This window comes from Paenibacillus sp. FSL R10-2796 (assembly GCF_037965315.1).
Taxonomy (GTDB): Bacteria; Bacillota; Bacilli; order Paenibacillales; family Paenibacillaceae; genus Paenibacillus_AQ; species Paenibacillus_AQ odorifer.
Genome location: NZ_CP150178.1, coordinates 5,877,768 through 5,898,194 on the forward strand (window position 1 = coordinate 5,877,768; position 20,427 = coordinate 5,898,194).

A 20,427-nucleotide genomic window follows, 5' to 3' on the forward strand; every position below is an offset into this window, starting at 1 on the left:
CAGTTATTAATATTGTATTTTACCTGTAGCTACTTTCATCAAATACTGACCATACCCCGTCTTACTCAACTTCTCCCCACAATTCCACAAATGTTTTTTGTCAATCCATCCATTAATATATGCAATTTCCTCAGGAGCGGCGATCTTGATACCCTGATGATCTTCAATAGTCCGTACAAAGTTAGTTGCGTCGACAAGACTTTGATGAGTTCCTGTATCTAACCACGTGAATCCCCGACCTAGAAGTTCCACATCGAGCTCACCAAGGTTTAAGTAAGCTTCATTAATGGAGGTAATCTCCAATTCCCCCCTTGAAGAGACCTCAACATTCTTAGCAATCTCAATAACTCTGTTATCATAAAAATATAAACCAGTAATTGCATAGTTAGATTTTGGCTGAGTTGGTTTTTCCTCCACGCTCAACACTTTGCCCTCTTCATTAAATTCGACAACACCGAATCGCTCTGGATCTTGCACATGATATCCGAACACCGTTGCTCCTTGTTGTTTAGTAGAAGCACGTTGCAACATCTTCCGCATTCCATTGCCATAGTAGATATTATCTCCAAGGATCATGGCAACAGAATCATCACCTATAAAAGATTCACCCAAAATAAAAGCCTGAGCTAAACCATCAGGACTTGGTTGCACTTTGTATTGTAATGAGATACCAAATTGAGAACCGTCACCTAATAAGCTTTCAAATCTAGGCGTGTCCTCTGGAGTTGAAATAATAAGAATTTCTTTAATGCCCGCTAACATTAATGTGGATAGCGGATAGTAAATCATTGGTTTGTCGTAAATAGGTAAAAGCTGCTTACTTGTCACCATTGTTAATGGATATAGGCGCGTACCGCTGCCGCCTGCTAGGATAATACCTTTCATTAATAATTCCTTCTTCCCGAGAATTTATATAAGCTTAAATCCATATTCAGATTAATTAATTTTGTGCGAAAACAAAAAAAATATGCTCACTCAATACTATTTGAAGAACAACCAACAGCAAAGGAATATTAAGCTGACACGAATACTTTTTTAATGTTTTATCAACATATCAGATGCTCTATAATTCTTCTCAAAGCGCCAAGCGTCTCGACACATTTCTACTAACCCCCGTTTGACAGTCCAATTAAGTTCTTGTTTAGCTTTGGAAACATCTGCATAACACTCCGCAATGTCCCCCTGTCTGCGATCCACTATTTCGAAAGGTATTTCAACACCATTTGCTTTCTCGAAGGCTTTTATTAACTCTAAAACTGAAGTCCCCTCACCTGTACCCAAATTATAAACATGTACACCTGCTTTTAATTTGTTCAATGCAGCAACATGACCTTCAGCCAAATCCATAACATGAATGTAATCTCTTATTCCTGTACCATCCAATGTCGAATAATCATCACCAAAAACTCGTAAGTGTTTGATTTTCCCCTTTGCTACCTGAGTGACATAAGGCATAAGATTACTCGGAATACCATTGGGTACTTCACCAATTAATCCACTTTCATGCGCACCAACTGGATTGAAATATCGAAGAATCGACACTGAAAACTCTTGATTCACTTTCGCAATATCAGTTAAAATCCTCTCACTCATGGCTTTTGTTTCACCATAGGGATTTGTAGTGGGCTGAAGCTTCATAGTTTCTACAAATGGGACTTCATTCTCACCGTACACTGTAGCTGAAGAGCTAAAGACAAACCTCTTAACTCCAAATTTTTCGCACGCTTTAGCTAGTATCAATGTGCCAACGATGTTGTTACAATAGTAATTCAGCGGTTCTTCTACAGACTCTCCTACCGCTTTAAGAGCCGCGAAATGAATAATCCCATCTATTGAATGATTTAAAAAAATAGTATCTACTGCGGTTTGATCAGTTACGTCTATGTGATAAAATATGATTTCTCTATTCGTTATTTGTTTTATTTTATCTATAGTCTCAACCTTGCTATTGCAAAGATTATCGGCTACGATCACGGTATGTCCTGCTTCTAACAACGCAATACAGGTGTGTGAGCCTATATAACCGGCACCACCAGTTACTAATATCATCATTCAGAATTACCTCCCACTATAAATTAATGTATCTCTTTTATCTCACACATTATTGCTTTAATGATAAAAAATAAATTTTCTTCTAGTGGTTGTTATTCTTTTGTTATTTCTCATAAATGTCTTTGATTTCAGAGTTCATAATCCGCAATACCACAATAAACAGAAGTACATACGTAAAGGAATTTGAAATTGTATAAAGGATAATTGTTTGATATGAACTCAATTCCATGAGCTTAGCAATACCAAAAACAGAAAAAATTAAAACTAATCTAAAAATGTTTAACATTAATCCTTCTCTTTGTCTTTCGAATATTTCTAATATTCTCCCGAATGGTAAAATAATGAAATGAAAATAAATCATAATTGAAATTATTTGTGCATAAACACCAGCTTCATACCATTTAGGGCCAAATATAAAAGAAAATAGTTCAGGTCCACACAGAAAAAGAACTAACACTGGAATCATTCCTATTAGAGCTAATTTTTTTACCAATTGTATGGATAATCTTTTCAGTTTTTCTGGATTGCTCTTACCAATATTAGCTGCTTCTGCATAAAAAACTTGTGAAATTGATGTTCCTATTAAATCCATAGGCATATTTACGATACTATTAGCTAAACCGAATAATCCTATTACATTATTCCCAAACAATGAGGTTAAAAAAATAAAAGGTAATTGCGATCCTGAAGTATAAACATAGTTACTAGGTGCTGAATATAATGGAAATTTTATATATCTTTTTGCAAGCTTCCTCATCTCTTTGATATTGATTTTTTTCACAACACTCTTTTCATTAAATATCGGTAATGTTAGTGTAGTTATTCCAGCGCTTTGACCTACAATTGTTCCCAGTACCAGACCTAATGGTCCAATATGAAAGAAACCTAAAATGACCTTTAGTAAATTGGAAGATACGCTTTGGTTAATTTTTGTTTTGGTGATAGCTTTATAATTCCTCATCCTAAAGGTCCATTGGAGCAATATATTGTATCCTCCAGTAAAAAAAACTCCTACCGGAATAAGATATTTATAATTCATCAAAGTCTGACTATCCAAAATCTCAAGAATTTCATCACCAAAAAAAATAAGCAACAAGACAGTAAATGCTACAAAAAAGGTTAGAACAATAGTTGATAATGCTAATAAATTTATCGCTTTCTCATCGTCATCAGCTATGGGAATTGCCAGTTGATAATCAAGCGATGCTGATATCGATATAATTGCCAAAACTGAAGCATATACAGTTAGTACCCCATACTCTTCCGGTAGATAGATCCTAGTTATTATGGGTGAAAACACCACCCCTATCAATTGGGCGAATGCTGTTCCTCCAGCTACAAGAGCTATATTCTTAGCAAATTTACTTTTAAATAGTTTACTATATATTCTCATTAACATTAACAAACTAATCCCCTATGATAAACCAAATGTATTATAAAATTCAAAAATCTTATTAATTATAAATTTTGTTTTTTCTTCTTCTAGCCCATAATATAATGGTAATCTAACCAATCTCTCACTCTCATTGGTTGTATATTCATCTACTCCATGAAATCTACCGTACCGTTTTCCAGCTTCAGAACTATGTAAAGGAACGTAGTGAAAAACTGCCAGTATATTATTATCTTTCAGGTAGCTAATTAATTCCGTTCTTTCTTTTAAATCTTTACATTTAATATAAAACATATGGGCATTATGTTTACAATGTTGAGGAACATGCGGCAATTGAATAATTCCTTTTTCTTCTAATTTCTTGAGTTCACTATAATAAATACCCCATGTATGTAATCTATTATTATTAATAGTTTCTGGTTCCTCAAGCTGTGCGTATAAATAAGCTGCGTTCAATTCACTTGGAAGAAAAGAACTTCCAATATCTACCCAAGAATACTTGTCTACTTGTCCCCTAAAGAATTTACTTCTATCCGTACCTTTTTCTCTTATGATCTCTGCTCTTTCAATATTATCTTTATTTTGAATTAATATAGCTCCACCTTCTCCCATGGTATAATTTTTTGTTTCATGAAAACTATAACATCCAAAATCTCCAATCGTACCTAAGTATGCGTTTTTATATGTTGACATTACTCCTTGCGCAGCATCTTCTATTACGTATAGATTATGTCTCTTTGCTATATCCATTATCTTATCCATTTCGCAAGATACCCCTGCGTAATGCACAGGGACAATTGCTTTGGTCTTCTCAGTAATTGCGTCTTCAATTAATTCCTCATTAATATTCATAGTATCTGGTCTGATATCAACAAAAACTATCTTAGCACCTCTAAGCACGAATGCATTTACTGTTGAAACAAATGTAAATGATGGTGCTATGACCTCATCCCCTGCTTCAATATTTGCTAAGATTGCCGCCATCTCTAATGCATGAGTACAAGAAGTAGTGAGTAAAGACTTTGGCGTGTCGAATCTTTTTTCAAACCATTTATTACATTTCTTGGTGAATTCGCCGTCTCCACTAAGTTTTTGATTTTTCATGATCACCTCATTTATATAAAATTGTTCTTTACCCACATAAGGCGGGACATTAAATGAAATCATTATTTATTCCTCCATATTCAGAAGTTCCAATATCTCGTTTAATATTTTTTCGTTATCTATTTCTAATATGTAGTATCCGTTTCTTGAAGAACTATCACAAACATTGTTTAGCTCTGTCTTAATTTCATATTCTTTTAAGATAGTAGGATGTCTATCTTTTAACAATTCGAATCTATTTTTATCGTTTCTATTAAATATAAAGCCTACTAAGGCCATCTTTTCGTTAGTAATTTTGACTGAATCTATCTTTTCTTGTACAGCCACCTTTATAGTATTCTTTAAAAAATCGAAACCTGTGGATATATAGACCATATTAGAGCCAATAAAGTCTCCACCCATTCTAGCAGCTATCTCTATTATTTTTATATCTCCGTTAGAATTAATCTTCACTTCAGAGTGTGAGGCCCCATTCTCAATATTTAAAACATCAAGAGACTTTTCAATTATTGCAATAATCTTTTTCATCAAATCTTCGGATATCCTTGCTGGTGAAAGATGTCCTTTTTCTATAAAATTCGGTGCCCCTGTAGTAAACTTTTCCGTCATTTGCAGAAAAAAATGTTTTCCACTTTGAGTAATAAACTCAATACTAAACTCCCTTCCATCTATATATTCTTCAACTAGAACTTCATCACCAAAAGATACATTTTTGGCATTATTAATTGCTTCATTAAGTTCGTCCCACTTTTCAACCAAGGAAACCCCTCTGCTTCCAGATCTATCAACAGGCTTTATTATTAATGGGAATTCGAGGTCAGTAAAATTCATATCGTTAATATCTTTTACTAATTTATATTTAGGACATGGTAAATTGTTATAACTCAATGCTTTTCTCATCTCAAATTTATCAGTTGTAACCCTTGTGCATTGTAATGTATTTCCCACCAACCCTAATTCATTGGCAATAAAATTAACGGTTGGCATGGCTAAATCAGAAGCGATTGAACAAATACCATCAGGATTTATTTTTGTGACAAAATTAAGAATTTGTTGTTTTTCAGTTATACTAATTGGATAAAAGAAGTCAGCTATTTCTTTTGCAACTGCGCCCTCATTCCAAGCGAAAACATGAGTTTCATATCCTAGTTCATTTGCTCTATTAATTATTTTCTTTTGAAACTCATTCGCACCTAAGATCACTAATTTTTTAATTTTAACTCCCTACCTTTCAAATATTAATGCTAAACTGCCTTTTATTCAGAAAATTTGTATACCTTTTTTTGAATGCTCTCTGATTTTTTTGGCTGGTACACCATAATAGGCACTGTGATTTTCTGGTGATTTCATTACTAAACTTTTAGCACCAATTATGACCTCTTTATCAACGATAACATTGTCTTTTATAGTAGAATTAAAACCTAAAAAGTTACCTTCTATTATTTCAGAAAAACCACCAACTATAGAATTAGCTGCAATAAAATTATGATTCCCTATAACGCTATCATGACAAATTACGGAATTTGACCATATAATGTTGTTATTAACAATACTCGAAAATGGTTCTATAATAACATTTGACAATATTACATTTCCTTCTCCAATTATATTCCCATAAATCACAGCATTTGGACTAATATAGTTTATAAGGCCGAATCCCTTTGCTTTTATTTTTTCAAATATTTCTTTTCTCATTTTCAAGTTTTTATAACCGACACCTATTATAAATTTGTATTTTTCGGTAGATAATGACACTAACCCTTCTTCAAAAGTGATAACTTTTCTACCTAAGAACTCCTTTTCAGTGTAATATTCTTCATTCACACAAAAATATTCAACTTCATATTCAGCTTCTTTATCTAGATAGTAATGAAGTTGCTTTGCAAAATCGCCTACTCCAAAAATTATAACTTTCAAATGAATTCTCCTATGAAAATAGTTTATTCAAATCTTTTTTTAATTTTTCTTTCGAAAATTTATCTTTTATATTTTCAATATTTCTTTCTCTTGTATGATTATCTAACATTTCAAATAAGTCTTCAAAATCTCCATTAGAATCAAAAACTTTCAATCCGTGTTCAATGCAAAAATCCCATGTAGTTATGTTATCTCTAATATATATTTTTTTACCTAAACCAAGTAAAGTTGTTATATTACCCACTGCTTGCTGTCGATCATGATTAAATATTGCTATATCTACTTTCGATAATAGATTAAGGTATTCATCGAAGGGCATAAATTCTAATATAGGAATAAACTTATCGCCAAAAATTTCTTTTCCTGCCTTTATTACTTCTTCCCTGTAACTAGGATTCGATTCATATGCATAGGAAAGCGGGCATATTATTTGAATTTTTTTTGTTTTATATTTTTCTAATTTAGTGAATACTTCTAAATGATTATTAGTATCAAGCCCAGAATTACCAATCTGAATGTAGATTTCTTCATCTTTTTTACTATTAGTTAAGTTATACCCTTTAAACAAATTACTTGTATACATAAAAGAATAATAATATTCGCCTTTCGCACCATACCATTTTTGTGCTAATTCAAAATCACCCTTAACATGAGTTATTAATCCTCCTATGTTTTTAATAATAGTTCTCCTCGGAATTTCACGTAGTTTCGTCCTAAAGCTTGAATTTCTTGACTCATAAAGATATAAGTCTCCTCCCCATATACACCAATTACATTTTTTTAATACCCGAGGTTGAAGTAACAGGGTAATGTCTATGTACTTATTATTACTTAATCCATGAAAGAACACTTTTTCTGATTTATTTATATATTTTGTTAATATTCCAATGCTTTTTATATCGTAAGGCAAAATCTCCAGATTATTTCCACTTTTTGTATGATTATTATATTTTCTACCACTAGTCAAAAGAAAATAGTGTTCGTTTAAATTGAAATTTTCGTTAATAAATTCGATAAACGATGTCGAAAACTTTTCATTTTCATCGTAAGAAAATATATGTAAATATTTCAAAATTACCCTCCTATTCAATTCTCATTGGTTTAGTAATTCAATCAATTATAATCCCTCATATTTATCAATTTATTTATTGCGGCAATTCGATTATGACATTACTTCTCAACTTATGAATTATCCATTAATTAATTTCTACCTAATGCTAAATTTATTATTACAGATTTGTTCTCTGTCTGAGTTATAGTTAGCCATATAATAAACTCTAGGTAAAATCTCTAGATATAAGAACTACTTTTGAAATATATATCATATTCTAAATCCTCTATTTAATCTAAATGCATAAGCTTAAACTTTTATACAGATAATTCTTGTTTCATTGAAAACCATCATGTATTCTCAAAAGAAACTTTTTCAAATTAGAAAGTTAATTCCATTTGAATACCACTGAAAAGCACCAAAAAAAACAAAAAACACAATAAATATTATCCTAACTTCTTTTCTTTCATCAGTTAATGCACCTACTAATATAAGTGGAATTATATTTTCGAAAATTCTGGCACCAAATTCCAATGAGAAGTATGATATTATATACATAAATATTCCATAACAACAGATGATGTTAATATAACTTTTTTTTATTATTAATATAAAGAAAGACCCTACCATTAACCATAATATAAATCCGAATCCGCTAGCACCCTGGGCCATCTCAAAACTATATTCTAATACTCTTCTATCTCCAAAATATGAAGCTAAAGAAGGAACTGCAATAACTAACACTATAAGAAATATTATTGATAAAGATATTTTCGAGCTGAATTTAAGCTGGGATTTTCGAAACAATGCCTCTAAACCTTCAAATAATATAAGAAATACAAAACTTGTATGAATAAACATTGAGGAGAATCTTAGGATTTTCCCATATTTCTTATTACTCACTAAACCTAAAAGATACACACTTAATCCCAAACCTTGTCTAAGGTGAATGATATGATTTTTTAAAATCTGAGGTACAAATAGAAAGAAAAATAATACAAAAAAATTATAATTAGATAGCTTACCCAAAGAATAAAGAACTCCAATAGTAGATATAAATATAATAAACCTCACTATATTTTCAGCCGAAATCATTTGAGATAACAGCGCATTAATACCAAGAAATAGCGGTTCATTTGAAAAAAAAGAGAAGATCCCGTTCGATATATATCTTTGCATAATATCCCAGCTATAATCTGCGTAGACTAGGTAGTTCATTCTGTCTCTTGCCCACGTTATATCTCTGGGAGCTATTAATACAATCCCTATGATCACGGAAAATAATAAATACAGTATTTTTTTCCCTCTACTATTATCATCTATTGGCCTTTTTTCGTACTGTTCAATCACTATATACACTCCTAAGAGAATTGACTTTCAAACCTTAGCCAAACCAGCCTTTAGATTAATTAAAACAGCTGATAAATCTCCTCAATTTATTAAACCCACCTTCAGTCAATGACTGATATTCCTTAAAGTCACAAATATATTTTATTAGAAGAAACGAGTTTTTAGATGTATGTAAATATAAAAAGATTCTATGTTATATAGTACTTAAAACTACTTCCTTCTATATTTCTTGTATAGTAGTTCATATTGTAGTGTCACTTCTGATATATCAAATTTTCGTACTTCTTTTAGTGCAATTTTCCCCATTTTTTCACGCAATTTTTCATTATTAGCTAATTTTATCATCGCTTCTGTTAGTTTTATACTAATATTTGGTTCAACAAGCAATCCATTCTCTTTTACTACATCAGGAACACCACCTACTGCCGTAGAAATAACAGGTAAACCAGCAGCCATTGCCTCAAGGATGGTTAAAGGTAATCCCTCATAATGTGATGAAAGAATAAACACATCTGCATTTGCAAGTTTTTGAGGAATATCCAATACGTTTCCTGTAAACTGAACTTTCTCAGATAAACCAAGGTGTTTAACCCGCTCTTCTATTTCCGCTCTCAATTCGCCATCTCCTATTAAAATCAACTTACAATTAGTTTTGATTTTAGAGACTTCATAAAAAGCTTCTATTAATCCGTTATGATTCTTCTGTCTCGAAAAGCGTGCTACATTAACAAAGACTACTTCTGAATTTATTTTTTCTTTAGGTTGAATATTTGAAAATTTAAAGACATCCACAGGATTATAAATTGTTTCTACTACACTTGAAGAAAGTCCGTATAGTTCAACTGTTTCTTTTGCTATAGTTTCCGATATTGCAATAGGAATCGCTAATTTTCTTTTATAAAGATATTTAAGAACGTATCTAATCAACCCATGAGCTTCATATATAGGTCTATTATGTACAGTGTGTAATATCGTAGTTTTTTTCAAAACTGCCCACGGCGCAGCGTACATGCATGCACTTAAATGTGTATGAATTATATCAGGTTTAATTTTGTTTAAATGTTTGTATATTTTCAAAAGAGTACTCATGCTAAATCCAAGTCCCTTATTAAAAAAAGTTACTTTCACATCTTTATTTTTAATGCGCTTTTCTACTACTGAGTCATTAGAAGTCGATATCACAATTAATTCTAAATCAAAAGATTTTTGATCTATTTTAGAAACTAGTTGGGCGACCATATTCTCTGCTCCACCAGTATCTAATGTTGGAATAATAATCGCTAGCTTAATCATTGTCTACTTCTCCTATCTAACCACATTGCAATAAATATCATTCAACTGTGTTTTATAACGATCACTAGCATTCAATTTTCCAAATCTACGAATACTATTATCTGACATCACTTCTCGCTTGTTTTTTTCAGTCAACAGTCCAATAATTGCATTTGCTAATGCTTTATCTTCTGAGCGCAAATACCCTGTATTTTCATCATCAACTAAATCCAACATGCCATCTACTGGTGTACTGACAATCGGTACACCTAACGCCATTGCTTCTAATCCAGCAATAGGAGTGCCCTCAAACCTCGAACACATTATCATACATTTCGCTTGTTCTAACGCCTTATATGGATAAGCAAGTCTATCTGTGAATACCACTCTATCGATTACTCCTTCTTCCATAAATACAGATTCCATTTCGTTCTTCAGTTCACCATTTCCAATTATTCCGAACGAGGCTTTAGGGCACTGTTTCAATACTATGGAGGCGACTTTAGCCACCCTTTGCGGGTTCTTTGGATAACTTAATCTCCCCATAAATACGAAATCAATATTATATTCTTTTGAATCTTTATTCATCAATTTTTGAATTCTTGGTTCATGAATAACATTTCTCATACACAAAGTTTTTTTCTCTATTTTCTTTTTGAAAATATAATCTTTTAAACAACCTTCAGAGACAGTGATTATTGTCTTCACCTTCTTTGCTGCGAGCATATAAAGAATCGACTTTAACCCTATCTTTCTCATATCTTCCATATTACCATGTAAATGTGATACAACAGGTATTTTCCCTGCTGTCAACGTTGCAAGCACAGTTGCCCGAACATCATGAGCATGAATTATGTCGGGTTTGTATTTTTTTATAATTCCTTTCAAATCTGAAATTTTTCTCTTTCGCAAGGAGGAAAATTCAACCCCTCTATCCTCTAATGCTTGTCGTATTGGTCCATCTGGTGAACAATACATCATATCAATATTCCCTTCAAACATCATGCAAATGTCTGCAACAACATTTTCCGCCCCAGATATCCTAGGAGTTTGTAAAATATGTAAAATCCTCATTGTTACCACCTTTTCTTCAAAGTAAATATACATCCTTTTCGATCTCTTCTAAAACATTTTTTCTGTCAAATTTTTCAATGTACTTTATATTATAGGCCCCCATCGACTCTCGTAGTTCAGGGTTATCAATCATTTTAGTTATACTTGTTATAAACCCATTAAGATCATCAGGCTTTACAAGATATCCCCCTTTTTCATTTTCAATCAAGTCAGTATTCCCTCTAATATCTGAGCAGATGACAGGCAGAGATGACCCCATCGCCTCCATAAGAGCCAATGATAAACCTTCACGAAAGGAAGGAAATACAAATACATCAACTATTTTTAGAATTTCATTAATATCACTTCTGTAACCCAAAAACTTCACCTGACTTGATACCCCAAGTGATTGAGATAACTTTTTCAAATATTCTTCCTTTTCCCCCACACCACAAATCAAATAGCTAATATTTGGATTTCCCAGTTTTGCAATGGCTTTGATAATAATTTCATGATTTTTATTTTTATTGAGTTCTCCCACAGAGATTAATTTAAGCGTATTAAATGGAATCTCTAATTCAATTTGTTTCTTATCTCGATCTATCTCAATTCCCGCAAATTTTTTAGTATCCAGACCAACTCCTGGTAAATACTTAACCTTCTTAGATTTAAAACTTAATGCTCTTCTATAGTCTTCTTTATTAATAGTGATCAACAGATCAGTATATCTTGCCAACCATCGTTCAATTGGATAATACATCAGCCAATTAATTAATGGTGCACCCTTAAAAAAGTGAAAACCATGTGCTGTATATATAATTTTCGTGTTCTTTCTTCCAACACTAATGGCAGCTAACCGAGTTATTACCCCTCCCATAGGAGTATGACAATGAATAATATCGAAATCATTATTAACAATAATTTTTTTTAATTGTTTAAATGCTTTTATATTATCAATTTTATAAGGAGATCTTTGGAATGGTACATTATACTTAAAGTCTATAGAGGGGCTATCAGCAGTACCATTACTCGCAACATGAACTTCAAAATTATTTTCTTTCAAATATATTAAATCAGGTATGTGAAAGTTAAAAATATGACTATCTACTGTAGCAGAGAATAACACTTTTTTCATTACGGAGCACCCTTCAGTAATGCGATTATATGGAAAGTTTGCATTTTTTATTTATTAGGTATAAAACCAAGGGATATTATAATTTACTTTTGGTATTTCATTTATGATAATACTTTCTTTTTATTATCTGCTAATGAATCGATAGTCTTCCCTTCTTTTATTCCTTCAGATCTGAAAACAATAAATATTGTCAGAAGAACTACTTTACTATCGAAAAAAAGTGAAATTTTCTTAGTATATTCTCCATCAAACTTAGCTTTCTCATCAATTATTAACTCATCTCTACCATTTATTTGTGCCCACCCCGTAAGTCCTGGTCTAACATCATTTGCATAATATTTATCACGCTCAGCAATTAAATCATACTGATTCCATAACGCAGGACGTGGACCAACAATGCTCATCTCACCTTTTAAAATATTGATAATTTGTGGTAATTCATCCAAACTTGTTTTCCTAAGAAATCGACCTACACTAGTTATAAAGAAATCGGGATCTTCCAACAGATGAGTTGGTGTATCTTTTGGGGTATCAATTCTCATAGTTCTAAATTTAAGAATATAAAATTCTTTTTTATTCTTACCCAATCTTTTTTGCTTGAATAAGACAGGCCCTTTGGAATTTATTTTTATAACAATCGCAATGATCAAAAAAACAGGCCATAACACTAAGATTCCAATTAACGCCATAAGAAAATCAAGAATTTGTTTTAAAAAAACATAAGGTCTCATAAATTCACCTGATCCTATTGATATTATTACTTTCGATATCGTCTCTAATTCAATAGCACTTAACAGCTAATTAATCCGCCATTCCCGCGGCCAGATCTTTCCCTAACTGCAACTGCGATTCAAATTCACTTTTATATTTACCAATAATTTCTGTACTGTAGCCATTACTGTTCAGTTTTTGTTCAGCATCAGTGACTATACTATTAAAGCTAGCAGTAAATGAGGCTAGTTGTTGTACCCCTTTAGCTTTAATACTTTTCTTACTAGCTTCATCTGTTGCTCCTATATACTCAAACGCAATATTCATTAATGTCGATTGGCTTTGATTTTTAAGTGCAGTAAGCTTAGCTTCTGTATCACTGGTGATAGTTTCATATGAAACCTTTCCAGTTTCCGCAGAACCCCCTCCCGCTGCGTCAGTTGTATCCGTTGGTGCTGGTGTTGCTACTGGAGATAGATCCTTACCATTGTTACCTGTTGAACCATTATTGGATTGCTCTTGATAAGCCTTGGAAGCAGCAGTAATGGTCTTCGTCTTCTGATCCCAGCTAATGTTATGACCTACAGATTCCGATAAAAAACGAAGGGGCACATATAAGGACCCATTCAGGATGAAGCTGGATTGACCTGCAGGCAAAGCCTTGGTTGAACCGTTAAATACATAACTTGCCTTAACTTGATTGAGGACAATATTCTTCGATGCTACTGAAGTACTATTCCCGTTCGTTGCATTCATTAGGTATTCTTTAATCACAACTAGTTCTGAACTGCTAGGCTCTGCTACGGTAACTTTAACGTTTTTAGCATCCCAAGCAACACTTTTCTGCAAGGCATATGACATAAAGCGTAATGGAATATAAGTAGTATTGTTGTACATGAATACATACTGACCTGCGGGTGGCTGAATACTCACGCCGTCAAAAATCAAATTCACATTCATACTTTGTACTTTAATCGTAGCAGTTGCAGTCTTAGTCGTTGCATTTGGCACCACCGCAGCTGCCGATACTGATATAGGTGCGGATGCTGTTAATGGCGCTAAACCAATTGAAGCAATTAATGATAAAGCTACTACTGGTAGTGTTACTTTAGACATGCTTATTCACTTCCCTTTTCTTCCGCTTTTAATTGTTCTTCTTCGGCAATGATTTGGTCACGTGTTTTCCCTTGACTAACTCCGTACTTCTTAGCAATCTGAGAAAGCTCATTGTATTGCTCTGCGGATACTTTATCTAGAATAATACTTCGCGCTTCCCGTTTCTCATCAAGGGTCAACCCGCCAGATGCCAATTCCTTGAGCCTCTTAATATCTGCTACACTTAATTGTCCTAATACAATGGAGGCCACATCTGCCTTCTCTTTCACAGTGACATTATCTTGAATTTTCTTCGCCTTATCCGCAGAAATCTGAGCTGTATAGCCTTCGTCAGTACTGTTAGAAACTTCTTTGGAAGGTTCGATAGATGGTTGTATTGTTATAGTTGGAGTTGCTTGAGTTTTGTTGTTCCCCTTTTTTTGGCTAGCTATAGGAGGATTAATTGCCCCAACTTCGGTAGATCCGTTTAGAGGCTCTACCACAGGCATTGGAGTCTCAACAGGTTCACTAAAAGTACTAACAGGAGTAGCTGTCGGTGTTGAGTCCACTACCTCTTCAACTCGAACATCGGTAACTGTATCTTCCGATTCTAAGTCTAATCCCTCCGCCATGGAGTTCATCAGCTTATCCACAGCATAATTAGCAGCGAATAATCCACCTACACCCAGTACAACAAGGACTGATAGTGTCCAAATTAATATCTTCTTCCATCTTTTATTGAACATTGGGTATCCCCCATTTGAATTAATTAGCTAATTGCAGCTTGAGCAACTGGTTGCATGGGTACAATCTGATCAATGACCTCTCGTATTACTTCCGCATCCTCCGCTAGCACACGTTCCAAACGTTTAAATTCCAGTTCCATCTGATTCTGACTGATCACATTAGGTCTGCCAATAAAGATTCGACCGTGATGTGTAGAATCTAGATTCTCTTCATCGGTGAGCAATTCTTCATATAACTTCTCACCTTCCCGAATGCCTGAGAACTGAATGTCAATGTCCGCATATGGCTCATATCCAGACAAAGTAATTAAATCCTCTGCCAGTGTCAGAATCTTTACAGGTTCTCCCATATCTAATATGAAGACTTCGCCACCTTTAGCAAAGGAACCCGATTGGATTACTAACTGTACAGCTTCTGGTATTGTCATAAAGTAACGTACCATCTCAGGATGGGTAACCGTGACCGGTCCACCAGCTTCAATTTGCTTCTTAAATGCTGGTATTACGCTTCCTCTACTACCAAGTACATTTCCAAAACGCACCGCTGAGAACTTAGTCTCACTCGTTGTATCCAAACTCTGAACATACATCTCAGCAATTCTTTTAGTCGCACCCATTACACTAGTTGGATTAACCGCTTTGTCTGAAGAGATCATTACAAATCTTTCAGCTCCGTATTTATCTGCACAATCCGCAACATTTTTTGTACCAAAAACATTATTTTTAATGGCTTCCGAAGGATTCCGCTCCATTAAGGGAACGTGTTTATGTGCTGCTGCGTGAAAGACAACATGCGGTCTATGGCTACGGAAAACGTCCATCATGCGATTACGGTCTTGCACATCTGCTATCACCGTAACTATATTTAAATCAGGGAATTTTTTACGCAGCTCCATTTCGATCGTGTAGATACTGTTCTCTCCGTGTCCAAGAAGCAATAACTTCTCCGGTGCGAAAGGTGAGATTTGACGACATAACTCCGAGCCGATAGATCCACCAGCTCCTGTAACTAATACAGTTCTATTATGCACATAACTAAGAATACCGTTTAGATCAGCTACGACAGGTTCACGCCCCAGTAAATCCTCCACACTGACATCCCGCAGCTTCTTTACAGATATTTTTCCAGCAATCAGATCATTTAGTGCTGGAATAATCTTAAGTTTAGCTCCTGTCTTCTTCGCAAGATTAATGATCTCAGAAATCTCAGTACGTGAAACGGAAGGCATCGCAATTATAATCTCATGGATTCCGCGTTCTTTCACGATAGCAGGAATTGCGTAACGGTTACCCAACACTGGAATACCCATTATTGTCATATGAAATTTGTTCATGCTGTCATCAATAAAGCCTACTAACTTGGTATGGGCAAAAGAGGGTCCCATCATTTCTCTGGCAATCAATATTCCACAATCCCCTGCCCCGACAATAAGCGTCTGGGTCTGCGTGTCCTTGTAATTGATCCGATCATTACGAAATACTCTCCACAAAAAGCGAACTCCGCCCACTAGGACAAGGGTCGCCTCCATGGCTTGCACCTCCACCCCAAGTGGTACACGTGCAGGTAGGATAAAGAAAGCCAGAGCGTAAGCAATCCCCCCACCTACTATGCTAGCTTTAAGAATGGAAATAATCTCGCCAATACTGGCATATTGCCACATTCTCCGGTACAAACCGAAATAAATTAGACTCCCCCCAAATGAAACCGTTGAAATCAATCCAAATTGCAACATTTGAATTACATACTCTTGGGGAAAGTTATCATAGAATCGGAACATATAAGATGTCACAATACTGAACCAAATGATCGCAAGATCAATGAAGAATAAAAGAACCACTCTAGATTTCGCTGTCATTTTCAGTGCCTCCAAAAATAACATTTTTAATTATGAATAAATCAATTTCCATAGTAGTAGTAATAGTACCCTTCACTAGCTTTACGTTTTACATTATTGAGAACAACGCCGAGCATTTTTGCACCTACACGATCTAGATTAGCTTTAGCTTTTACTGCGATATCGCGTTTCACCTTACCATAGCTGACAACCATAATAACGCCATCACTCTTCGAGGCCACAATTTGTGCATCCGTAACCGCTAATAATGGTGGAGTATCAATAAGAATGACATCATACCGCTGACGCAAGTCCTGTAAAAGAGTGCTCATCCGATTAGATGCCATCATTTCCGCCGGATTTGGCGGGATTGGTCCTGAGGTCATGATTGAAAGATTATTAACGCCGGACTCTTGGACAGTGTCCTCGAGAACTGCTTGTTGAGACAGTAGGGAGGATAAACCAAAACGGTTACTTAGTGTAAAAGTCTTATGTGCCGTCGGCTTCCGCAAATCGGCGTCAATCAACAACACTCTTTTATCTGCTTGTGCATATGCTGCCGCCAGGTTAGCAGATACCGTAGATTTACCTTCTTCCGGTCCGGATGAAGTGACCATAATCACTTGAATAGTCTGATCTATGGAAGAAAAATCAATATTCGTGCGCAATGCGCGAAACGCTTCAGAGACAGGAGAGCGTGGGTTCGTAACGGTGATCAGATGGCGTTGTTTATTTGGAAGCTGTGACATGTTCGAGGTCCCCCGCCTTTCTGGATGATTGTTTCTGTGTTTGTGCGGCACCTTGTTTGCTTTCGTCTTGCCCCAATCTTGTAATCATAGCTATGGTAGGCAATCCAAGATACTTTTCAATATCAGCTTCTGTCTTTAGGGTGTCATCCATATATTCCAGTAGGAAGGCAATCCCTAATCCAATCATTAAAGAAACGATAAAAGCAATAGCCATGTTCAGTAAAACATTCGGTTCTACCGGCCCTGGCTCAACAGTTGGATTCACTTTAGCTTCATTCAGAATCGATACATTTTCCACATTAAATAGACTTGGAATTTCTTCCTTGAACACAAGTGAAATGGCATTCACGATTTCAGCAGCCCGCTGATAAGAATTATCTCGAACGACAAGTGTCATCACCTGCGTATTATTTACGGAACTCACATTAACCTTTTTCAATAGCTCTTCCGCAGTAATATTGAATTGCGGATAATCCTTTGTAACAATATCAAGGATGGCCGGAGTCTTAATAATTTCCTTATACGTATTAATTAATTGAATATTGGTATTAATCTGGTTTAAGTCAAGCTGCCCCGCCGCTGACTGCGTCGGTGTTTGGTTAACGATAATTTTCGTAGATGCTTCATATACTGGGTTTTTAATATACAGACTATATACACCAGCAATACCACACACCAATACAACTATGCTGAAAATCAGCCATAGTCTCTTCCTGACGATCTGAAAATAATCGCGAAGATCCAATTCTTGTGATGACAAGTGAAATTACCCCCAAGCTATTTCTGAAATATTTCGATGCCTGTTCAAATCTTCCCTATTTGCAAAAAAAGCGCCTCCTCTCACCTACATGAGAGGAGGCTGTTTACTATAAGTTTTATTTACTTGAAGTTAATAGTACGGTAGATAATTACTGCTGCTTCAGCGCGGGTAGCTGTATCGTTCGGGTTGAACTTACCAGCATTTCCGATAACCAGGTTGTGGCTTGCTGCAAACGCTACGCCATCTCTTAGAGATGCGCTGATCTTAGCAGCATCGGAGAATTTGCTGATTGCAGTAGAATCAGTCTTTGCATCAGGATTGATAGATTTCAACGCACGGGAGATCATTGTTGCCATTTCTGCACGTGTAATAGTTGCATTAGGATCAAATTTAGCCGCACTGCGTCCAGTAATAATCCCTTTTTCTGCTGCAACAGCTACATATGGTGCATACCAAGCAGTTGAACTTACATCGCTAAAGCTTTGTATAGCAGAGTTGTTTTCCAGGTTAAGCGCACGAATCAGCATTTTGGAGAACTCAGCACGAGTTACATTGCTCTTCGGTGCAAATTTACCTGCTCCGACACCTTCAATCGCGCCTTTAGCAGCTACGACTTGAATTTGTCTACCAGCCCATGCTTGTACAGTAGCAATATCATTAAAGGATACTTTATTCTCAAGTACTGCGTAAGAAGAGAATGTATCACGTGGTTCTACGATGAATTCTCCATCAAGAACTCCGCCTTGGAATTGCAGGTTGCCGTATACAAGTTTACCAACGGAAAGCAATTCTTTATCAAGACCATCAGTATTCTTAAGTGGTAGTTTGATAGTAATTGGTTGTTTAAATGTGCTTTGTACTACACCGTTCACACTAAGTGTGAATTCATACACATCTGAAGCCAATTTCAGTTTGGTAACGGAAGTTACAACTTCTGGTTTAGCTGTAGTTACTGTCAATGAAATCGCTGTGCTGAATTGGCTTACAGGAATCGTTACAGTTACACCGTTGAAAGTAATTGCAATATTTGCAATACCTCTAGCTTTTGCAGCTTCAATAATAGCTTGGGAAAGTGGAACTTCAACTGTAGTAGCATTTATTGTTCCCAGATTCAGGGTCAAAGTAAGACCAGTTTTACCAGGGTTCGCTGCAACCAGCTTATCAAATTCTTTAATTACATCAGCATCAACCAATTTCACAGTTGCTTTACCATCAACAATACTTACAAGTTTGGATACATCATAGATTCCTGGAGTTTGAACAGGAGCTACAGGCGTTGTAACACTTCCACTTCCATTTCCGCTTCCACTGTTACCATTACCGTTACCATCGCTAAATCCATAGGCTTTAACGTAAGCAACAGCAAGTGATTTTGCCGCAGGTTTCGCGGATTTAATCGTATTGTTCAGGTTTTTCAGTGTTTGCTTCACATCATTAGCAGTAACTCCAAGCTTGTCCAACGCTTGGCTTACTGTAAGTGCTCCTGTTCCTGTTGTGTGGCTCAATACTTTTGCAATAGCTTCATCCAACAAAGTATCGTAACCAGATTCAGAAGTAAGAATTGCCAACAAATCTGCCGATGACTTGCTGCCTACCAGTGCACGAAGTTCTGTTTCAATGCTGCTCAAGAATTCAGCAACACTATCAACAGTAAGTCCAGACACACCTGCTTTAGTTGCAATTTTGCTCACCAAAGCAATATTTTTGTCATTGTTACGGATAACTTGGATTCCAGAGAAGTCATTGCCATAGACGTCGTAGACTACACTAGTAACGCTTTGGAACAATTTAAGAGATGTTGTCTTTTCTTCTGGCTCCAAAGCAAGCTTATCCAGAATTGGAGCAAAAATCTTTTCGAAAGTCGCCTCATCCAGCGCTGCAACCTCAGTCTTCAAATTGTAGAGATAAACTGCATCTGTTGCGGACAATTGTTTGTAAACAGCAAGAACTTTTTCCTTAACTGCGGTACTGCTACTAACTGTAGCCGCAGATGCTGTACCTACCGCACCAAGGCTACCCAGCGGAAGACCCGCTACGGATGCTGCTACCATACTTGCTGCTAATGTTGATACTACTAGTTTCTTTTTCAAAGTCACTAAATATCCACCTCTTCTTATGTAATAAAATATTGTACTACCATAGACCTAGAACCATTCGCCCAAATGCTACACTATTGCGTTTAGCATTAAATCACCCAATAAAAC

18 protein-coding genes are annotated in these 20,427 nt (G+C 35.3%); all 18 read right to left on the reverse strand.

The window, feature by feature from the left end; all coding sequences use genetic code 11:
• Positions 1-6: 6 nt before the first annotated feature.
• Positions 7-885, reverse strand: a complete 879-nt coding sequence (rfbA, locus tag NST58_RS26330; protein ID WP_076220842.1) for a glucose-1-phosphate thymidylyltransferase RfbA — start codon at positions 883-885, stop codon at positions 7-9.
• Positions 886-1,035: 150 nt separating this feature from the next.
• Entirely contained in the window at positions 1,036-2,052 is a 1,017-nt protein-coding gene (galE, locus tag NST58_RS26335) for a UDP-glucose 4-epimerase GalE (protein WP_339244647.1), read from the reverse strand.
• 103 nt (positions 2,053-2,155) lie between these two features.
• The gene (locus tag NST58_RS26340; RefSeq protein WP_339244650.1) at positions 2,156-3,451 is read right to left on the reverse strand and encodes an oligosaccharide flippase family protein; all 1,296 of its coding nucleotides are present in this window, start codon (positions 3,449-3,451) and stop codon (positions 2,156-2,158) included.
• Between the two features lie 15 nt (positions 3,452-3,466).
• Positions 3,467-4,612 (reverse strand): dTDP-4-amino-4,6-dideoxygalactose transaminase, encoded by a 1,146-nt coding sequence (gene rffA, locus NST58_RS26345; RefSeq protein WP_339244652.1) that lies wholly within the window; start codon positions 4,610-4,612, stop codon positions 3,467-3,469.
• A 3-nt stretch (positions 4,613-4,615) separates the two neighbouring features.
• Positions 4,616-5,752, reverse strand: a complete 1,137-nt coding sequence (locus NST58_RS26350; RefSeq protein WP_339244655.1) for an ATP-grasp domain-containing protein — start codon at positions 5,750-5,752, stop codon at positions 4,616-4,618.
• Positions 5,753-5,809: 57 nt separating this feature from the next.
• Positions 5,810-6,466 carry an acetyltransferase gene (locus NST58_RS26355; RefSeq protein ID WP_339244657.1) on the reverse strand — a complete coding sequence of 219 codons (657 nt, stop codon included), beginning with the start codon at positions 6,464-6,466 and terminating at the stop codon, positions 5,810-5,812.
• A 10-nt stretch (positions 6,467-6,476) separates the two neighbouring features.
• Positions 6,477-7,538: a TDP-N-acetylfucosamine:lipid II N-acetylfucosaminyltransferase gene (locus NST58_RS26360; protein ID WP_339244660.1), complete on the reverse strand. Its 1,062-nt coding sequence runs from the start codon at positions 7,536-7,538 to the stop codon at positions 6,477-6,479.
• A gap of 354 nt (positions 7,539-7,892) precedes the next feature.
• Complete coding sequence (locus NST58_RS26365; RefSeq protein WP_339244663.1) at positions 7,893-8,867, reverse strand: EpsG family protein; 975 nt, start codon at positions 8,865-8,867, stop codon at positions 7,893-7,895.
• A gap of 210 nt (positions 8,868-9,077) precedes the next feature.
• A complete protein-coding gene (locus NST58_RS26370) occupies positions 9,078-10,160 on the reverse strand; it encodes a glycosyltransferase (RefSeq protein ID WP_339244666.1) in 1,083 nt (360 codons plus the stop codon).
• Between the two features lie 12 nt (positions 10,161-10,172).
• Entirely contained in the window at positions 10,173-11,246 is a 1,074-nt protein-coding gene (locus NST58_RS26375) for a glycosyltransferase (protein ID WP_339244669.1), read from the reverse strand.
• Positions 11,230-12,327, reverse strand: coding sequence for a glycosyltransferase family 4 protein (locus NST58_RS26380; RefSeq protein WP_339244671.1), 1,098 nt, complete (start codon positions 12,325-12,327; stop codon positions 11,230-11,232). The genes NST58_RS26375 and NST58_RS26380 overlap by 17 nt, the downstream gene beginning before the upstream one ends.
• A 101-nt stretch (positions 12,328-12,428) precedes the next feature.
• A complete protein-coding gene (locus NST58_RS26385; protein ID WP_339244674.1) occupies positions 12,429-13,058 on the reverse strand; it encodes a sugar transferase in 630 nt (209 codons plus the stop codon).
• Between the two features lie 70 nt (positions 13,059-13,128).
• Positions 13,129-14,154, reverse strand: coding sequence for a copper amine oxidase N-terminal domain-containing protein (locus NST58_RS26390; protein WP_339244677.1), 1,026 nt, complete (start codon positions 14,152-14,154; stop codon positions 13,129-13,131).
• 2 nt (positions 14,155-14,156) lie between these two features.
• Positions 14,157-14,879: a hypothetical protein gene (locus tag NST58_RS26395; protein WP_339244679.1), complete on the reverse strand. Its 723-nt coding sequence runs from the start codon at positions 14,877-14,879 to the stop codon at positions 14,157-14,159.
• Between the two features lie 23 nt (positions 14,880-14,902).
• Positions 14,903-16,735, reverse strand: a complete 1,833-nt coding sequence (locus tag NST58_RS26400) for a nucleoside-diphosphate sugar epimerase/dehydratase (RefSeq protein ID WP_076277506.1) — start codon at positions 16,733-16,735, stop codon at positions 14,903-14,905.
• A gap of 41 nt (positions 16,736-16,776) precedes the next feature.
• Entirely contained in the window at positions 16,777-17,463 is a 687-nt protein-coding gene (locus tag NST58_RS26405; protein ID WP_076277507.1) for a CpsD/CapB family tyrosine-protein kinase, read from the reverse strand.
• Positions 17,444-18,223 carry a Wzz/FepE/Etk N-terminal domain-containing protein gene (locus NST58_RS26410; protein WP_076277508.1) on the reverse strand — a complete coding sequence of 260 codons (780 nt, stop codon included), beginning with the start codon at positions 18,221-18,223 and terminating at the stop codon, positions 17,444-17,446. The genes NST58_RS26405 and NST58_RS26410 overlap by 20 nt, the downstream gene beginning before the upstream one ends.
• A 119-nt stretch (positions 18,224-18,342) precedes the next feature.
• Entirely contained in the window at positions 18,343-20,319 is a 1,977-nt protein-coding gene (locus NST58_RS26415) for an S-layer homology domain-containing protein (protein ID WP_339244682.1), read from the reverse strand.
• Positions 20,320-20,427 lie beyond the last annotated feature (108 nt).